Source organism: Streptosporangium sp. G11 (assembly GCF_051192615.1).
Lineage (GTDB): Bacteria > Actinomycetota > Actinomycetes > Streptosporangiales > Streptosporangiaceae > Streptosporangium.
Genome location: NZ_JBPJUQ010000002.1, coordinates 26,492 through 40,786, shown reverse-complemented (window position 1 = coordinate 40,786; position 14,295 = coordinate 26,492). Strand labels below are relative to the sequence as shown.

The 14,295-nt window shown below is 70.8% G+C and carries 13 protein-coding genes; 5 read left to right on the top strand and 8 right to left on the bottom strand.

Annotated features, from left to right (window positions below):
• Nucleotides 1-141 precede the first annotated feature (141 nt).
• Nucleotides 142-1,551: an APC family permease gene (locus ACSDR0_RS02260; RefSeq protein WP_435287011.1), complete on the bottom strand. Its 1,410-nt coding sequence runs from the start codon at nucleotides 1,549-1,551 to the stop codon at nucleotides 142-144.
• A gap of 111 nt (nucleotides 1,552-1,662) precedes the next feature.
• Nucleotides 1,663-2,751 carry a substrate-binding domain-containing protein gene (locus tag ACSDR0_RS02255; RefSeq protein WP_435287010.1) on the bottom strand — a complete coding sequence of 363 codons (1,089 nt, stop codon included), beginning with the start codon at nucleotides 2,749-2,751 and terminating at the stop codon, nucleotides 1,663-1,665.
• Between the two features lie 89 nt (nucleotides 2,752-2,840).
• Between ACSDR0_RS02255 and ACSDR0_RS02250 the strand changes: the two genes are divergently transcribed.
• Nucleotides 2,841-3,314 (top strand): MarR family winged helix-turn-helix transcriptional regulator, encoded by a 474-nt coding sequence (locus ACSDR0_RS02250; protein ID WP_435287009.1) that lies wholly within the window; start codon nucleotides 2,841-2,843, stop codon nucleotides 3,312-3,314.
• Nucleotides 3,315-3,409: 95 nt separating this feature from the next.
• On the opposite strand, the gene ACSDR0_RS02245 is transcribed toward ACSDR0_RS02250, so the two are convergent.
• Nucleotides 3,410-4,699 carry a Glu/Leu/Phe/Val family dehydrogenase gene (locus tag ACSDR0_RS02245; protein WP_435287008.1) on the bottom strand — a complete coding sequence of 430 codons (1,290 nt, stop codon included), beginning with the start codon at nucleotides 4,697-4,699 and terminating at the stop codon, nucleotides 3,410-3,412.
• A gap of 259 nt (nucleotides 4,700-4,958) precedes the next feature.
• Here ACSDR0_RS02245 and ACSDR0_RS02240 point away from each other — a divergent pair, with 259 nt between their 5' ends.
• Nucleotides 4,959-6,530 carry an alkaline phosphatase D family protein gene (locus ACSDR0_RS02240; protein ID WP_435287007.1) on the top strand — a complete coding sequence of 524 codons (1,572 nt, stop codon included), beginning with the start codon at nucleotides 4,959-4,961 and terminating at the stop codon, nucleotides 6,528-6,530.
• A 56-nt stretch (nucleotides 6,531-6,586) separates the two neighbouring features.
• Here the strand turns inward: ACSDR0_RS02240 and rocD are convergent, their stop codons facing one another.
• From rocD to ACSDR0_RS02215, 5 genes are all read right to left on the bottom strand, one after another.
• Nucleotides 6,587-7,798: an ornithine--oxo-acid transaminase gene (gene rocD / locus ACSDR0_RS02235; protein ID WP_435287006.1), complete on the bottom strand. Its 1,212-nt coding sequence runs from the start codon at nucleotides 7,796-7,798 to the stop codon at nucleotides 6,587-6,589.
• Nucleotides 7,799-7,850: 52 nt separating this feature from the next.
• Nucleotides 7,851-8,645, bottom strand: a complete 795-nt coding sequence (gene ddaH / locus ACSDR0_RS02230) for a dimethylargininase (RefSeq protein ID WP_435287005.1) — start codon at nucleotides 8,643-8,645, stop codon at nucleotides 7,851-7,853.
• A gap of 133 nt (nucleotides 8,646-8,778) precedes the next feature.
• Nucleotides 8,779-9,276 carry an Lrp/AsnC family transcriptional regulator gene (locus ACSDR0_RS02225; protein ID WP_435287004.1) on the bottom strand — a complete coding sequence of 166 codons (498 nt, stop codon included), beginning with the start codon at nucleotides 9,274-9,276 and terminating at the stop codon, nucleotides 8,779-8,781.
• Between the two features lie 170 nt (nucleotides 9,277-9,446).
• Nucleotides 9,447-10,157 carry a DUF5941 domain-containing protein gene (locus tag ACSDR0_RS02220; protein ID WP_435287003.1) on the bottom strand — a complete coding sequence of 237 codons (711 nt, stop codon included), beginning with the start codon at nucleotides 10,155-10,157 and terminating at the stop codon, nucleotides 9,447-9,449.
• On the bottom strand, nucleotides 10,154-11,728 hold the full coding sequence (locus ACSDR0_RS02215; RefSeq protein WP_435287002.1) for a CDP-alcohol phosphatidyltransferase family protein: 1,575 nt from the start codon (nucleotides 11,726-11,728) through the stop codon (nucleotides 10,154-10,156). The genes ACSDR0_RS02220 and ACSDR0_RS02215 overlap by 4 nt, the downstream gene beginning before the upstream one ends.
• Nucleotides 11,729-11,898: 170 nt before the next feature.
• Between ACSDR0_RS02215 and recO the strand changes: the two genes are divergently transcribed.
• From recO to ACSDR0_RS02200, 3 genes are read left to right on the top strand one after another with little or no spacing between them, the layout of a single operon-like run.
• Entirely contained in the window at nucleotides 11,899-12,636 is a 738-nt protein-coding gene (gene recO / locus ACSDR0_RS02210; RefSeq protein WP_435287001.1) for a DNA repair protein RecO, read from the top strand.
• Nucleotides 12,633-13,442 (top strand): isoprenyl transferase, encoded by an 810-nt coding sequence (locus ACSDR0_RS02205; protein WP_435287000.1) that lies wholly within the window; start codon nucleotides 12,633-12,635, stop codon nucleotides 13,440-13,442. Before recO ends, ACSDR0_RS02205 begins: the two co-directional genes overlap by 4 nt.
• A 43-nt stretch (nucleotides 13,443-13,485) precedes the next feature.
• Entirely contained in the window at nucleotides 13,486-14,250 is a 765-nt protein-coding gene (locus ACSDR0_RS02200) for a crotonase/enoyl-CoA hydratase family protein (protein ID WP_435286999.1), read from the top strand.
• Nucleotides 14,251-14,295: the final 45 nt, after the last annotated feature.

Genomic DNA, 14,295 nt, shown 5'->3' with positions numbered 1-14,295 from the left:
CGGGGAGCGAGCCGCGCCCGGCGATGGGGAAGGCGGGGGGGACGCGGAGAGGGCTGAGCCCCTCCTCGACCTCCAGGAAGATGTCGAACACGGTTCTGCCCTCGCATGCTGTCGGGTCGGTGGGACGGGGGTCGTGCGCCCTCAGGGCCTGCCGGCGGTGTCGGGCGCGTCCGGGGTGTCGACGAGCCCGGCCAGGGTGGGGCGGCGGCCCGTGGCGTAGGAGACGCCGAGCACCACCAGGCCGATGACGAACCAGACGACGCCGAGCGTCTGGGCCGCGATGCTGGCGTTGATCACGACATAGAGCAGGATCGCGAAGCCGAGCACCGGCGCGACGAGGTGCCGCCACAGGTCGCGGCTGCCCCGGCGCACGACGTAGTGGACGACCACCGACACGTGCAGCGCGAGGAAGGCGGTCATCGCGCCGAAGTTGACCAGGCCGCTGATCAGCGTGATGCCGTCGTCGCGGGTGGTCAGGTAGAGCCCGACGACCAGGGAGATCGCGGCCACCACGAGGGTGGCGTTGACGGGCACCCGGTGCTTGGGGTCGATCTTGGCGAGGAAGGAGGGGAGCTGGCGGTCGCGGGCCATCGCGAACAGCAGGCGGGAGGTGGCGGCCTGGGCGACCAGGGAGTTGGCGAAGCCCCAGGCGATGGCGGTGGCGACCGCGGTCAGCACGCTGAGCCAGTGGCCCCCGGCGAACTCGGCCATGTCGTAGAAGGCGGTGCCCCCGGGGTCGCCCTTGGTCAGCAGGTCGGCCCGGTTGGGAGTGAGCAGCGCGGCCACCCAGGTCTGCGCGATGAACAGCACCCCGGCCAGGCCCAGGGCCGCGACCATGGACTTGCCGAGCCTTCGCGAGTCCTCGCGGCTCTCCTCGGCCATCATCGAGATGCCGTCGAAGCCGAGGAAGGACAGGACCGCGATCGAGACCGCGCCGAAGACGAGGGACCAGGAGAAGGTCGAGGAGTCGAACAGCGGGCTGAGCGCGCCCGCCTGGGCCTTGCCCTGGGCCAGCGCGACCACGCCGACGACCATGAAGATCGCCAGCACGATGAGCTCGCCGATCAGCATGATCTTCGTGATGCGCGCGGTCATCTGGATGCCCGTGTAGTTCACGACCGTGTTGAGCACCACGAACACGATCAGCCAGCCCCACACGGGGATGGCGGGCACGAAGGAGGCCATCGCCGCGCTCGCGATGAGATAGAGCAGGGCGGGCACCAGCACGTAGTCGAGCAGGATCACCCACCCGGCAAGGAAGCCGACGGGCGCGGCGATGCCGCGGCCCGCGTAGGTGTAGACCGATCCCGCCATCGGGAACGCGCGGGCCATCTGCGCGTACGAGAGCGCGGTGAAGGCCATCGCGACCATGCCGATGGCGTACGCGAGGGCGACCATGCCACCCGAGGCCTGGAAGACGCCGCCGAAGATGCCGAACGGCGCGATCGGGACCATGAAGATCAGGCCGTAGACGAGCAGGTCGGTGAAGCTCAGTGACCTGCGGAGTTCCTGGCGGTAGCCGAATTGCTCCAGTGAGGGCTCGGTTGTCATGTACGGCTCCTTGAAGTGGGTGCAGCCGTACCTTAGAACCTTTCTTTGCAAAGGAAAAGTTTTCAGTCGGAAGTTTTTGTCCGACTTTGACCTGCGGCGCCCCAGGCGCCCCTAGCGGACGATGTCGAAGTCCAGCCCGTCGGCCCGGCCGATGTGCGCCTGCCGCCGCACCCCGTGCCCGCGCAGGGTGAGCCGTCCCCGCGCGGTGACGATGGAGGTGCCGTCGGCGATCGCGTCCACCTCGGGCACGGCGAGCGTCCCGGCGCGCGAGCCGAGCGCGGCGAGCATCAGCACCGCCTCGTAGCATCCCTGCCCGTGCCCGTTGAGCAGCGGCGCGGTCGAGCCGAACCGGCGGGCGTAGCGCTCGCCGAGGCTCAGGCTGTCGTCGGTGACCAGGCTCGCGAAGTAACCCATCGCCCCGTACAGCTCGCCGGTGGCGTCACCGCCGATGCCGAGCAGGCCGTGCTCCTCCAGCGCGCCGCAGAGCCGTGGCCAGGACAGCCCGGCCGCGGCGAAGGCCCGGTTGAAGGCGACCAGGTCGCTGCCTATCAGGCTGAGCAGCACCGCGTCGGGCCTGCCGGCCACCAGCCTCTCCAGGATCGAGGAGACGTCGCGCATGCCGTACGGCACCAGGAGCTCGCCGACGACCCTGACGTCCCGCGCGGCGAGGTGGCGTCTGGCCGCCCCGTGGACCAGGCGCGGCCACACGTAGTCGTTGCCGAGCAGGAACCACCTGCGCGCCCGGCGCCGGTCGATCAGCCAGTCGAGGCCGGGCCGCAGCTGGCGGGCCGGGGTCTCGCCCAGGAAGTAAACCCCCGGCGCGTGGCCGCCCCCCTCGTACGGCGGCGCGTAGACGAAGGGCACCCTCCCGGCCAGCGCCCGCACCACCTCGATCCTGACGTCGCTGCCGTGGGTGCCGACCACGGCGTCGATCGCGCCCCAGCGGGCGAGCCCCGCCACCTCGGTGGCCACCTGCGCCGCCGGACGGCCACCGTCGACCAGGACCAGCTCCACCGGCCTGCCGAGCATCCCGCCCGCCAGGTTCACCTCGTCGGCGGCGAGGATCGCGCAGTTGATCGCGCACGGCCCCACCAGGCCGAGCACGCCGGAGATCGGCACGACCAGCCCGACGCGCAGCGCGTCACCCGGGAGCAACTGGGCTTCCAGGGGTTCTATGACGGGTGTGATGGCTTCTGCCACAGGGACGAGTATCCTCCGGAATGGATGGGTACGGCAGTCCCGTTACCTGGACGGAACACGGATCGTGACGCAGACGGGAGCTCCATGTGGTGACGACCGGGCTGGGATCCTCGCTCGCCTACCTCCTCAGCAGGGCCGAGCGCAGTGTCAACCGGGCACTCGCCGCCGCGGTGACAGCCGAGGACGTCTCCGTCGAGCAGTGGCGCATCCTGCGCGCCCTCGCCGACGGCCGGGGGCACTCGATGGGCGATCTGGCCGAGGCCGTGCTGATGCCGCACCCGACGCTGACCAAGGCCATCGACCGGCTCATCGACCGCTCCCTCGTCTATCGGGGCCACGATCCCGCCGACCGCCGCAAGGTCGCCGTCTTCCTCGCCGACCGCGGGTCCGAGCTGCTGGACCGGGTCGAGGGCGGGGTGGCCGAGCACCACCGGCTGATCGAGGCGGTCTACGGCACCGAGCGCACCGAGCGGCTCATGCGGGACCTGGAGGGGCTGGTCACCGCCCTGGACGAGTCCGCCGCGACCCCGGAGCGCGCCCCGGGCGGCCTGGGCCGCTCGTGACACGCCCCGGCCGGCGGCTTCGGAGCCCATGCCCGCTCTGATCTCCGGGAGCCGGCCCGCGGCCCCAGGACCCATGACACGTCCCCTCGCGGCCTTCAGGAGTGCAGCCCGCGCGCCCGGTGAGCCTCGGCGACCCGGCCCACGCCGATCACATGGGCGGCCTGGCGCAGGGTGATCCCGCACTCGGCGGAGACCTTCGCGGTCGTGTCGAACGCGTCCTCCATGACGCCGCGGAGCCTCGCGTCGACCTCGCGCGCGCTCCAGGAGCGCGCCTGCATGTCCTGCAGCCACTCCAGGTAGGAGACGATCACGCCGCCCGCGTTGGCCAGGATGTCGGGGACCACGGTGACGCCCGCGTCGGCGAGGACGCGGTCGGCCCCGGGCGTGGTGGGGGAGCTGGCGCCCTCCACGATCAGGCCGGCCCTGATCCGGGTGGCGTTCTCCTCGGTGATCGCCCCTTCCATGGCGGCGGGGACGAGCACGTCCACGTCGAGCTCGAGCAACTCCTCCCGCGACAGCGCGTCCGCCCGGCGGTAGCCGCGTACGCCGCCGGTCTCCTCCGACCACGCCCGCAGGTCGTCGGCGTCCAGGCCGGAACGGTTGATCACGGCCCCGGTGCGGTCGGAGACCGCGACCACGAGGCAGCCCGCGTCGGCGAGGTAGCGCGCGGCGGGGGCACCGACCTTGCCGAAGCCCTGGATCGCGACGGTGCGGCCCTCGGGGGAGCCGCCCAGGGCCCTGAGCGCGGCGATCCGCACGCCGCGAGAGGTGGCCCCGGCCCGGTCGGGCGCGCCGCCGGGGGTCACGGGGCCGCCGATCGTCACGCCGGGCAGCGGGTAGCCCGCGTTCACCGAGTAGGTGTCCATGATCCAGGACATGGTCCGCTCGTCGGTGCCGACGTCGGGGGCCGGGATGTCCCTCTCGGGGCCGATGATCGGCAGGACCTCGTTGACGTAGCGCCGGGTGACCCGTTCCAGCTCGCGGGCGCTCAGCGAGGCGGGGTCCACGGAGACGCCGCCCTTGGCGCCCCCGTACGGGATGCCGGCCAGCGCGCACTTCCACGTCATGCTCATGGCCAGGGCGGTGACCTCGTGGACGTCGGTGCGCGGGTGGAAACGGATGCCACCCTTCGCCGGGCCGCGGGTAGTGTTGTGCTGAACCCGGAAGCCCTGCACGACGTCCATCCGGCCGTCCTCGCGGCGGACCGGGACCGAGACGGTGAGTGAGCGGCGGGGAGTGGCGAGCATGGCGCGCAGGCTGTCGTCCAGGTCCAGCCGGTCGGCCGCCCGGTCAAGCTGGAACAGCGCGGAGTCGAGGGCCTGCCGGCCCGGACTGACGGAAGCGGTGGCGGCCGGCGTCGTCGACGGCACCGTGAGCGTTCTCAAGGGAAACCTCCGTACGGTGAGTGGAGCGCCTTTGCTCCGCTCGGGGCACATGGTCACGATCAGACTAGGTGTGGTTTTTTTCCCGTGGGGACGGACCGTGTTTCGTTCTCATGACTGATCCCCGAACCTGGTCGCGAGCCCGTGGCCAGGAGGTGCGTTGTTATCTACCAGCCCTCCTGGGCAATCTGGGAGTAACACGCAGATTTGGCAGGCTCCGGTCAAGGATCCTTGCTGTTGTGCAGTGGCTGAGGGGATGAAAGTGCCGGAACTTGTGGTCGGACCGATGCTGCGTTACGTCGACGAGACGAGCGCGTCGGTATGGGTGGAGACGAGCGAGCCGTGCGAGGTGACGGTCGAGGTCGGCGGCGTGAGCTCGGAGGCCAGGACGTTCACCGTCCACGGCCACCACTACGCGCTTGTGGACGTGGAGGGCGGCGGGACCTACGAGGTGCGCCTGGGCGGGGAGACCGTGTGGCCCCTGCCCGACCATCCGCCGAGCCGCATCCGCCTGCTCGGCCCGGACGGCCCGAACAGGGTGATGTTCGGCTCCTGCCGGACCAGCGTGCCGCACGACCTCGTGTACACGATCTCCCACGGGGTGGACGTGCTGCGCGCCTACGGCGGCACCCTGCCGGACGCGCCCGAGGAGCGCTGGCCCGACCTGCTGCTGCTTCTCGGCGACCAGGTCTACGCCGACGAGCCGTCCGCCGAGATGCTGGCGTTCATCGCGGGCCGCAGGGAGACCGAGCCGAAGAAGGAGATCGCCGACTTCGAGGAGTACGCCGAGCTGTACCGCCTGGCGTGGACCGACCCGGAGATCCGCTGGCTCCTGTCCACCGTGCCCACCGCGATGATCTTCGATGACCACGACCTGCGCGACGACTTCAACACCTCCATCTCCTGGCGCAAGCGGATGGAGGAGGTCCCGTGGTGGCGGCACCGGGTGGTCTCCGGGCTCGGCGCCTACTGGGTCTACCAGCACCTGGGCAACATGTCACCGGCGGAGCGCGCCGCCGACGAGGTGCTCAGCAAGGTGTGCGCAGCCGAGGGGGACGGCGCCGAGGTCCTCGACGTCTTCGCCGAGCACGCCTACGACGTTCCCGCCGACAGCCGGTGGAGTTACGCCCGCGACCTCGGTGACACCCGCCTGATCATGCTCGACTCCCGCTGCTCCCGCCAGCTCGATCCCGGAGACCGGCGCATGATCGACCTGGTGGAGTGGGAGTGGCTCACCGAGCAGCTCCACAAGGGCGGCGCGAAGCGCTTCGTGATCGGCTCCTCGGTGCCGTTCCTGCTCCCCGCGGGCATCCACCACATCCAGAACTGGAACGAGGCCCTGGCCCAGGGCGCCTGGGGCAAGACCGTGGCCCGCTGGTCGGAGGCCCTGCGCCAGGCCGTCGACCTGGAGCACTGGGCGGCCTTCCGCCGCTCGTTCGAGGACCTGTCCAAGCTGCTGGCGGGGCTGGGGAAGCCGGTGATGATGCTCTCCGGCGACGTCCACTACTCCTACGTGGCCAAGGCGGACGGGCTGCCCATTTACCAGCTGGTCTGCTCCCCGATCCGCAACCCGCTGAGCCGCACTCTGCGCCTGGCCAACATCGTCGCCCAGTTCGGCATCGCCAGCCTGATCGGCCGCTCGCTGTCCCGCACGGCGAGGATTCCCAAGCCGCCCTTCAAGTGGCGGATCACCAACGGCCCGTGGTTCTCCAACGCGGTGGCGATCCTCTCCCTGGACACCGCCCCCACGTCGGTCCGCTGGGACACCGCCACGGGCACCGAGGTCTCGGAGATCACCGTCGTGGAGCTGGGCCCGGACTCCGCCGTCCGCTGAGGGGCGGGGTTCCGGTGCGGCGCGCTCCCACCCGGGCGCGGGCCGCACCGGAGAGGTCACCTCGCGAGTTCCTCCAGGACCGCGCCGAGCTGGTCGACCGCCCACAGGAGGTCCTCCTCGGAGACGACGATCGGCGGGGCGAGGCGGATGGTCGAGCCGTGGGTGTCCTTGGCCAGGACGCCGTGGGCCATGAGCGCCTTGGAGACCTCCCGCCCGCTCGCCAGCGACGGGTCGATGTCGATCCCCGCCCACAGGCCGCGCCCGCGCACGGCGATCACGCCGTGGCCGAGCAGCCCGCGCAGCCTCTCGTGCATGACCTCGCCGAGCTCCCTGGCCCGCGTCTGGTACTCGCCGGTGCCGAGCAGCTCGATGACTGCTCCTGCGACCGCGCAGGCGAGAGGGTTGCCGCCGAAGGTGGAGCCGTGCTGCCCCGGCCTGATCACGCCGAGCACGTCCTCGTTCGCGGTGATCGCCGAGACCGGGACGACACCGCCGCCCAGGGCCTTGCCCAGCACGTAGATGTCGGGAACGACACCCTCGTGGTCGCAGGCGAACGTCTCGCCGGTGCGGCCGAGACCCGACTGGATCTCGTCGGCGATCATCAGGATGTTCTCCGCGGTGCACAGCTCGCGGACCTGGGTGAGGTAGCCGTCCGGCGGCACCAGCACCCCGGCCTCGCCCTGGATGGGCTCCAGCAGCACCGCGACCGTGTTGGCGTCGACGGCCTCGCGGATCGCCTCGACGGAGCCGTACTTCACGATCCTGAAACCGGGGGTGTACGGGCCGAAGCCGCCGCGGGCGTCGGGATCGGTGGAGAAGCCGACGATCGTGGTGGTCCGGCCGTGGAAGTTGTCCTCCATCACGACGATGTTGGCCTGCTCGGCGGCCACGCCCTTGACCTCGTAGCCCCACTTGCGGGCCACCTTGATCGCGGTCTCCACGGCCTCGGCGCCGGTGTTCATCGGCAGGACCATGTCCTTGCCGGTGAGGTCGCCCAGCCCGGCGGCGAAGGTGGCGAACTGGTCGTGGAAGAAGGCGCGGCTGGTCAGGGTGAGCCGCGACAGCTGCTCCTGCGCCGCCGCGATGATCTTCGGGTTGCCGTGCCCGAAGTTCAGGGAGGAGTAACCGGCCAGGCAGTCGAGGAAACGCCTGCCCTCCACGTCGACGACCCAGGCGCCCCGCGCCTCGTGGATCACGACGGGCAGGGGGTGGTAGTTGTGCGCGCTGCGGCGCTCGCTCAGTTCGATGAATTCGTCGGTGCCGGTCATCCGATATCCGCCCCTCCCTGGTTTGTCTGGTCCGTGGCCGTCATGCCGGGCACTATGCCCGGATCTCCAGCGTGCAGCACTTGGGACCGCCGCCCGCCTTGCGAAGCTCCGACAGGTCCACCGCGATGACCTCGAAGCCCTGGCGCTTGAGTTCGAGCTGAAGGTCGGCGGCCTCGGCGTTGATCACCACGTTGACGCCGTCGCTGACGGCGTTGAGGCCCAGTACGGCCGCGTCGTCCTCACTCGCGATGACGGCGTCGGGGAAGAGGTTGCGGAGCACCTCCTGGCTTCCGGGAGAGAAGGCCCCTGGGAAGTATGCCACGTTGTGTCCGTTTAGCGGGAAGAGAGCGGTGTCCAGGTGGTAGAAGCGGGGGTCCACCAGCTGCAGCGTCACCACCGGGCGGCCGAGGAACTCCTGGGCCTCCTTGTGCGCGGTGATGTCGGTGCGGAACCCGGTCCCGGCCAGCACCAGGTGGTCGAGCGTGAGGAAGTCACCCTCGCCCTCGTTGGTGAAGGCCGCCTCGCGGACCCGCTCGTAGCCGTTGTCGACGAACCATCGCAGGTACGCGGGCCCCTCGGCCGCGCGCTGCGGATGGGTGAACCGCGCGCCGTACACGCGGCCGTCCACGACCAGCGCGCCGTTGGCGGCGAAGACCATGTCCGGCAGGCCCTCCACCGGGTCGATGAGGCTGACACGGTGTCCGAGCTCCTCGTAGGCGCTCTTGAGGGCCTCCCACTGCCTGATCGCCACCTCGCGGTCGGCTCCGGCCTCGGGATGCATCCACGGGTTGATCGCGTACTCGACCGCGAAGTGGTCGGGCCGACACATGAGGTAGTGCCTCGTCATGGATAACCCCGCAGGTAAAGGTGTTGGTGACAGCGGCCATCAAGGTCTCGATGGCGGCGTCATCAGCCTAGGAACGGCGTTCTCGCAGGCCAAGAGCCTGACCTTGCGCGCTGGCGCGGGTTTCTTGCGTGGTTCAGGCCAGAAACGATGATTCGTTGTGCGGGGCCATGAACGGCTCGCTGCGCGAGGTCACCAGGGGTGCCTCGATCAGGCGGGAGAGCACGATGGAGCTCTTGGTCCGCACCACGAACGGCTCCGCGGCGATGCGCTCGATCACCCTCTCCACGTGCCGCACGTCGGTGGCCCTGATGTGCAGCAGCGCGTCGGCCTCGCCGGTGATGGTGCAGGCCGAGACCACCTCGGGATGGCGGCCGATGGCCACCCCGATCTCCGACGGCGAGGTCTTGCCCGCGCAGAACAGCTCCACGTAGGCCTCGGTGGTCCAGCCGAGCGCCGCGGGCTCCACCCGGGCGGTGAACCCGGTGATGGCGCCGGTCTCGCGCAGCCGGTCCACCCGGCGTTTCACCGCCGACGCCGACAGGCCCACCCGCTGCCCGATCTCGGCGTACGTGGCGCGGGCGTCCTCGACGAGCGCCCCGATGATGTCGCGATCCAGCCTGTCCAGTTCCACGCTGCTTTGTAACACAGGCGAGGCGGCAACCAGGGCTCCGGCCCGTTTGTTCCATGTGTCGAGCACCTCGCGCCGGTCGCCGGTTCGGTATCCCCGTAAGCCCGGAACGCGCGAATGCCGCCGAACAGGTGATCTGTTCGGCGGCATTCGCTATTTGTGAGGTTTCCCGGTCAGGTCTGGTCGGCCTCGCCGGTGGCCTGCTCCTGGGCCTCCTCGGGGGAGGTCTCCAGGTCGTCGCTCGCCTGGGCGGCGTTCGCCGTCTGCTTGTCCAGGCCGACCCAGCTCGTCACGCTCTCGACCGCGAACAGCACGCCGAGGTAGAGCGTGAGCGCGGCCAGCACCCACGTCAGCACGCCCAGCGCGGCGCCGGCGCCGATCAGCAGCAGTCGCAGCTCCCAGCCCAGCCCGGCCCGGAACACCCAGGGGGCCGGCCAGATGCTCTGCCGCGTCCGGTACACCGTGTCGTAGGTGTGGTAGCCGATCACGTAGATCAGCACGTACAGCAGCCACTTGGGCGCGTCGGCGGCCAGGCCGATGAGGATGATCGCGAGGAACTCGGTCGCCCGGATCAGCGGCGGCGTCAGCCAGTCGAGCTTGCCGAGGTGGTCGCGGGCCGCGGTGGGCAGCACCAGGACGATCATGATCAGTACCGGGACGAGCAGGATCGGCCCGTCCACCAGCATCCCGGTCACGGACATCGCGATGATCGCCAGCAGCGCGGCGAGCGAGGCGGGCACCGGGGGCAGCCCCGGTCCCACCTTGTCGCGCAGCAGCGTCACCAGCGGGCCGTCGTCGCGGTAGGCGAGCAGCCGCGCGGTCTGCACGCGCAGCCGCTCCTCGTACGGATCCGGAGCGGGGATGGTCTGCGGCTGGGTGATCATGCGAGAGACCTCATCAGGCGTCCGGTGAGCGAGTAGGCGGCACCGATGCCGCCCCAGATGATCAGGGTCAGGAAGGTGATCCTGGCGTCGAACAGGGCGCTGACGATCGCGATGGCGGCGAAGCGCTCGCCGATGGGGAACACGATCATCTTGCGGGCCCAGTGTACGGCGCGGTATCTGCCGGCCCTGCCCCACATCTTCAGCAGGTTGCGGATCCCGCTGGTCCTGGCGTTCTTGCGCTCCTCCAGCGCCTGGCGCAGGCCGGTGTCGGCGCTGACCGACAGCGCCACCGAGGGCAGCGGCGACGGGGGCTTGCGCCGGTTGGCCGCGCCGTAGGAGAAGTCGAGGAGGTGCTTGATGGACTGCACGCCGAGCGCGATCAGCGCCAGCGTCCAGACGTCGCCCACGCCGGAGACCGCCGCGCCGACCGCCAGGCCCGCGAAGACCACGTACTCCTTGAACCGGTCGAACGTGGCGTCCAGCCACGCCCCGAGCACGCCGAACTTGCGGGCGTATCGCGCGACCTGGCCGTCCACGCAGTCGAACACGAACGCAAAGTAGATCAGCACGCCACCCGCGACCATCCCGGCACGCTCGCCGGTGGCGAAGCACAGCGCCGCCGCCACGCCCAGCGCGATCGAGATCAGGGTGACCTGGTTGGGGGTCAGCCCCCGCCTGGCCGCCCAGCGGGCGATGAACCGGGAGTAGGTGCTGACGAAGTACGTGGTGAAGAAGCCGTCGGCGCCCTTCACCGCGTTGTTCAGCCGCGCCTTGTCCTCGTTGAACGTGGACATCTCGGCCAGCGCCTCGGCGGCCTGCTCGGGACCGGACACCCGGCGGAAGAACAGGTCGCGGCGGCCGCGGATGCCGACGGAGACGCCCTTGCGCACCAGGCCCAGGACCAGCAGCTGGACCAGGTCGTCGTCGGGACCCAGCAGGTGGGCCATGTCGGCCAGCTCGCGGGCGGCCTCGGCCAGGACGGGCGCGTGCTTGTGGTGCAGGTGCAGCGGGCCGAGCAGGACCGAGTTGGGCCTGGTCACCGCGTGGAAGGCCGAGCCGACCGAGATGACCCGGGACTTGCGGGCGCGGACCCGGACGGGCAGGCCCTCCAGCGTCCGGTCGCCGATCTCCGGCAGCGCCTCGTCGATCGGGACGTCGGGGACGATGACGTCGCCGTTCTCGTCCTCCTCCCGCGGCTCCTTGGTGATCAGCGCGAGGGCTCCGCGCTTCGACTTGGTGATCTGGTAGATCAGCTCGTCGTGGATCAGCGAGTTGGTCGGCAGGAAGAGCAGGTTCTCGGTCGCGCCCTCGACCGCGTCGGCCACGGCGCGCAGGTCGCCGGCCAGGTCGGAGGTCTCGACGAGACTGCCGGGGAAGCCCCGGTGGGCGGCGGCGTCGCCGGAGCGGACGATCGTCACCGGCTCGGGGTCGAGTGAGGCGAGCTGACCGTGCAGCTTGCCGATCACCGTGGGGCAGCCGGGAAGCGCGGGCAGGGTCAACGCGGCGGGCGTCGTCTGGCCGGGAGCGGCATCGGGGCCGGGCGATGAGCCCAGCAGGACCACGCGGGGCATGGCACCCTTTCGTGCGGAGGCGGGTGTGAGGCGGTGTAACCGGGGGCGGCATTTCGCCGGAGGCCAAAGTTTAGTGAGTTTTAGGTGAACAACACGCACCGGTGATCTATCCGTGTCGTTTGATCATGGTTCCACCTCTGCCAAGTGGACGGCCCCACTACACTGTGCGGGTGAGTCTGTACCGTGACGACGGCATCGTGCTGCGCACCCACAAGCTGGGAGAGGCCGATCGGATCGTCACCGTCCTGACCCGGCGGATGGGCAAGATCCGGGGTGTCGCCAAGGGGGTCCGGCGGACAACATCACGATTTGGGGGGCGGCTCGAACCGTTCACCCACGTCGATCTCCAGCTCCACACCGGCCGCACGCTCGACATGATCACCCAGGCCGAGACCATCAGGCCGTACGGCGAGCCGCTCGTCTCCGACTACCCGCGCTACACGGCGGGCACCGCGATGCTGGAGACCGCCGACCGCCTGGTCATGGGGGAGAAGGAGCCGGCGCTGCGCCAGTTCCTGCTGCTCGTCGGTGGCCTGCGCACGCTCGGCGCGGGTGGCCACGAGGCCAGGCTCGTCCTGGACGCCTACTTCCTGCGCTCCCTCGCCGTCGCCGGTTACGCCCCCGCCCTGGAGGCCTGCGCCCGGTGCAAGGCCACCTCGGTGCGGGCCTTCGCCATCGTGGCCGGCGGGGTGGTGTGCGGGGCCTGCCGTCCCGCGGGAGCGGCGGTGCCCGAGGGGGAGACCCTCGCCCTGATGGTGGCGCTGCTCAAGGGCGACTGGCTCACCGCGGACGCCTCCGTCGCCAGGCACCGCGCCGAGTGCAGCGGCCTGGTCGCCGCATACCTCCAATGGCACCTCGAACACGGCATACGCTCTCTTCGACACGTAGAAAGGGAGCTCGCCACGTGAACGTCCGCCCACCCGTCCCGCATCCCTCCGGCGCCACCCCGCCCCCGATCCCGCGCGACCTGGTGCCCCGGCACGTGGCGATCGTGATGGACGGCAACGGGAGGTGGGCCAAGCAGCGCGGCCTGCCCCGCACCGAGGGCCACAAGGCGGGCGAGGCGTCGCTCTTCGACGTGATCGAGGGCGCGATCGAGCTCGGCATCCCCTACCTGTCGGCCTATGCCTTCTCCACGGAGAACTGGAAGCGCTCCCCTGACGAGGTCCGCTTCCTGATGGGTTTCAACCGCGACGTCATCCGCCGCCGCAGGGACCAGCTCCACGCGATGGGCGTGCGGGTCCGTTGGGCGGGCCGCCCCGGACGGCTGTGGAGGAGCGTCATCCAGGAGTTGCGCGACGCCGAGCAGATGACCGAGGGCAACTCCACGCTGACCCTGCAGTTCTGCGTCAACTACGGCGGCCGCGCCGAGATCGTGGACGCCGCCCTGCGCCTGGCACAGGACATCGCCGACGGGCGGGTCAAGCCGGGCCGGGTGAAGGAGGAGACCTTCGCCCGCTATCTGGACGAGCCACAGATCCCCGACGTCGACCTGTTCGTACGGTCCTCGGGTGAGCAGCGCATCTCCAACTTCCTGATCTGGCAGACGGCGTACGCCGAGATGGTCTTCCTCAACCGTCTCTGGCCCGACTTCGACCGCCGCGATCTGTGGGAGGCCTGCGAGACGTACGCCAAGCGCGACAGGCGGTACGGGGGAGCGGTGCCGAACGCGGTCCTGTCCCCTCGGGACACCCCGGGCGTCTCCGCAGAATAATGTTATGTTCCGGGTGACGCCGACCCGCTGAGAGGTGCCCCGGATGACTGTCAGGATCGAACGCGACGGGCCCGTCACCACCGTCGTGCTCTCCAGGCCCGAGGTCCGCAACGCCGTCGACGGCCCCACGGCCCGGGCGCTCGCCGACGCCTTCCGCGACTTCGACGCCGACCCCGGCGCGGCGGTGGCCGTGCTGTGGGGCGAGGGGGGCGCGTTCTGCGCGGGAGCCGACCTCAAGGCCGTCGCCGAGGGCCGCGCCAACCGGGTGGACGCCGAAGGCGACGGCCCGATGGGGCCCACCCGGATGCGGCTCGGCAAGCCCGTGATCGCGGCCGTCGCCGGGCACGCGGTCGCCGGAGGCCTGGAGCTGGCCCTCTGGTGCGACCTGCGGGTGGCCGAGGAGGACGCGGTGTTCGGGGTCTTCTGCCGCCGCTGGGGCGTCCCGCTGATCGACGGCGGCACCGTCCGGCTGCCGCGCCTGGTCGGGACGGGGCGGGCGATGGACATGATCCTCACCGGCCGCCCGGTGGCCGCGGCGGAGGCCCTCGGCATGGGCCTGGTCAACCGGGTGGTGCCGACCGGCACCTCGCGCGCCGCCGCCGAGAACCTCGCCGCCTCCATCGCGCGCTTCCCCCAGGAGTGCATGCGCGGCGACCGCATGTCGGTGCTGGAGCAGGAGGGGCTGCCCGAGCGGGAGGCCATGGCCGGGGAGTTGCGCCACGGCATGAACGCCCTGCCCGGCGCGGTGGCCGGTGCGTCCCGCTTCGCCGCGGGAGCCGGCCGCCACGGCGGCTTCGACATCCCCTGACTCCCGGGGGCCGGCCGCCACGGCGGCTTCGGCGCCCTTTGGCTT

What these genes read in the sequence shown, in the direction of transcription:
- ACSDR0_RS02260 (WP_435287011.1), bottom strand. Translation starts at nt 1,551, where the DNA reads ATGACAACCGAGCCCTCACTGGAGCAATTCGGCTACCGCCAGGAACTC.
- rocD (WP_435287006.1), bottom strand. Translation starts at nt 7,798, where the DNA reads ATGACCGGCACCGACGAATTCATCGAACTGAGCGAGCGCCGCAGCGCG.
- ddaH (WP_435287005.1), bottom strand. Translation starts at nt 8,645, where the DNA reads ATGACGAGGCACTACCTCATGTGTCGGCCCGACCACTTCGCGGTCGAG.
- ACSDR0_RS02220 (WP_435287003.1), bottom strand. Translation starts at nt 10,157, where the DNA reads ATGATCACCCAGCCGCAGACCATCCCCGCTCCGGATCCGTACGAGGAG.
- ACSDR0_RS02215 (WP_435287002.1), bottom strand. Translation starts at nt 11,728, where the DNA reads ATGCCCCGCGTGGTCCTGCTGGGCTCATCGCCCGGCCCCGATGCCGCT.
- ACSDR0_RS02200 (WP_435286999.1), top strand. Translation starts at nt 13,486, where the DNA reads ATGACTGTCAGGATCGAACGCGACGGGCCCGTCACCACCGTCGTGCTC.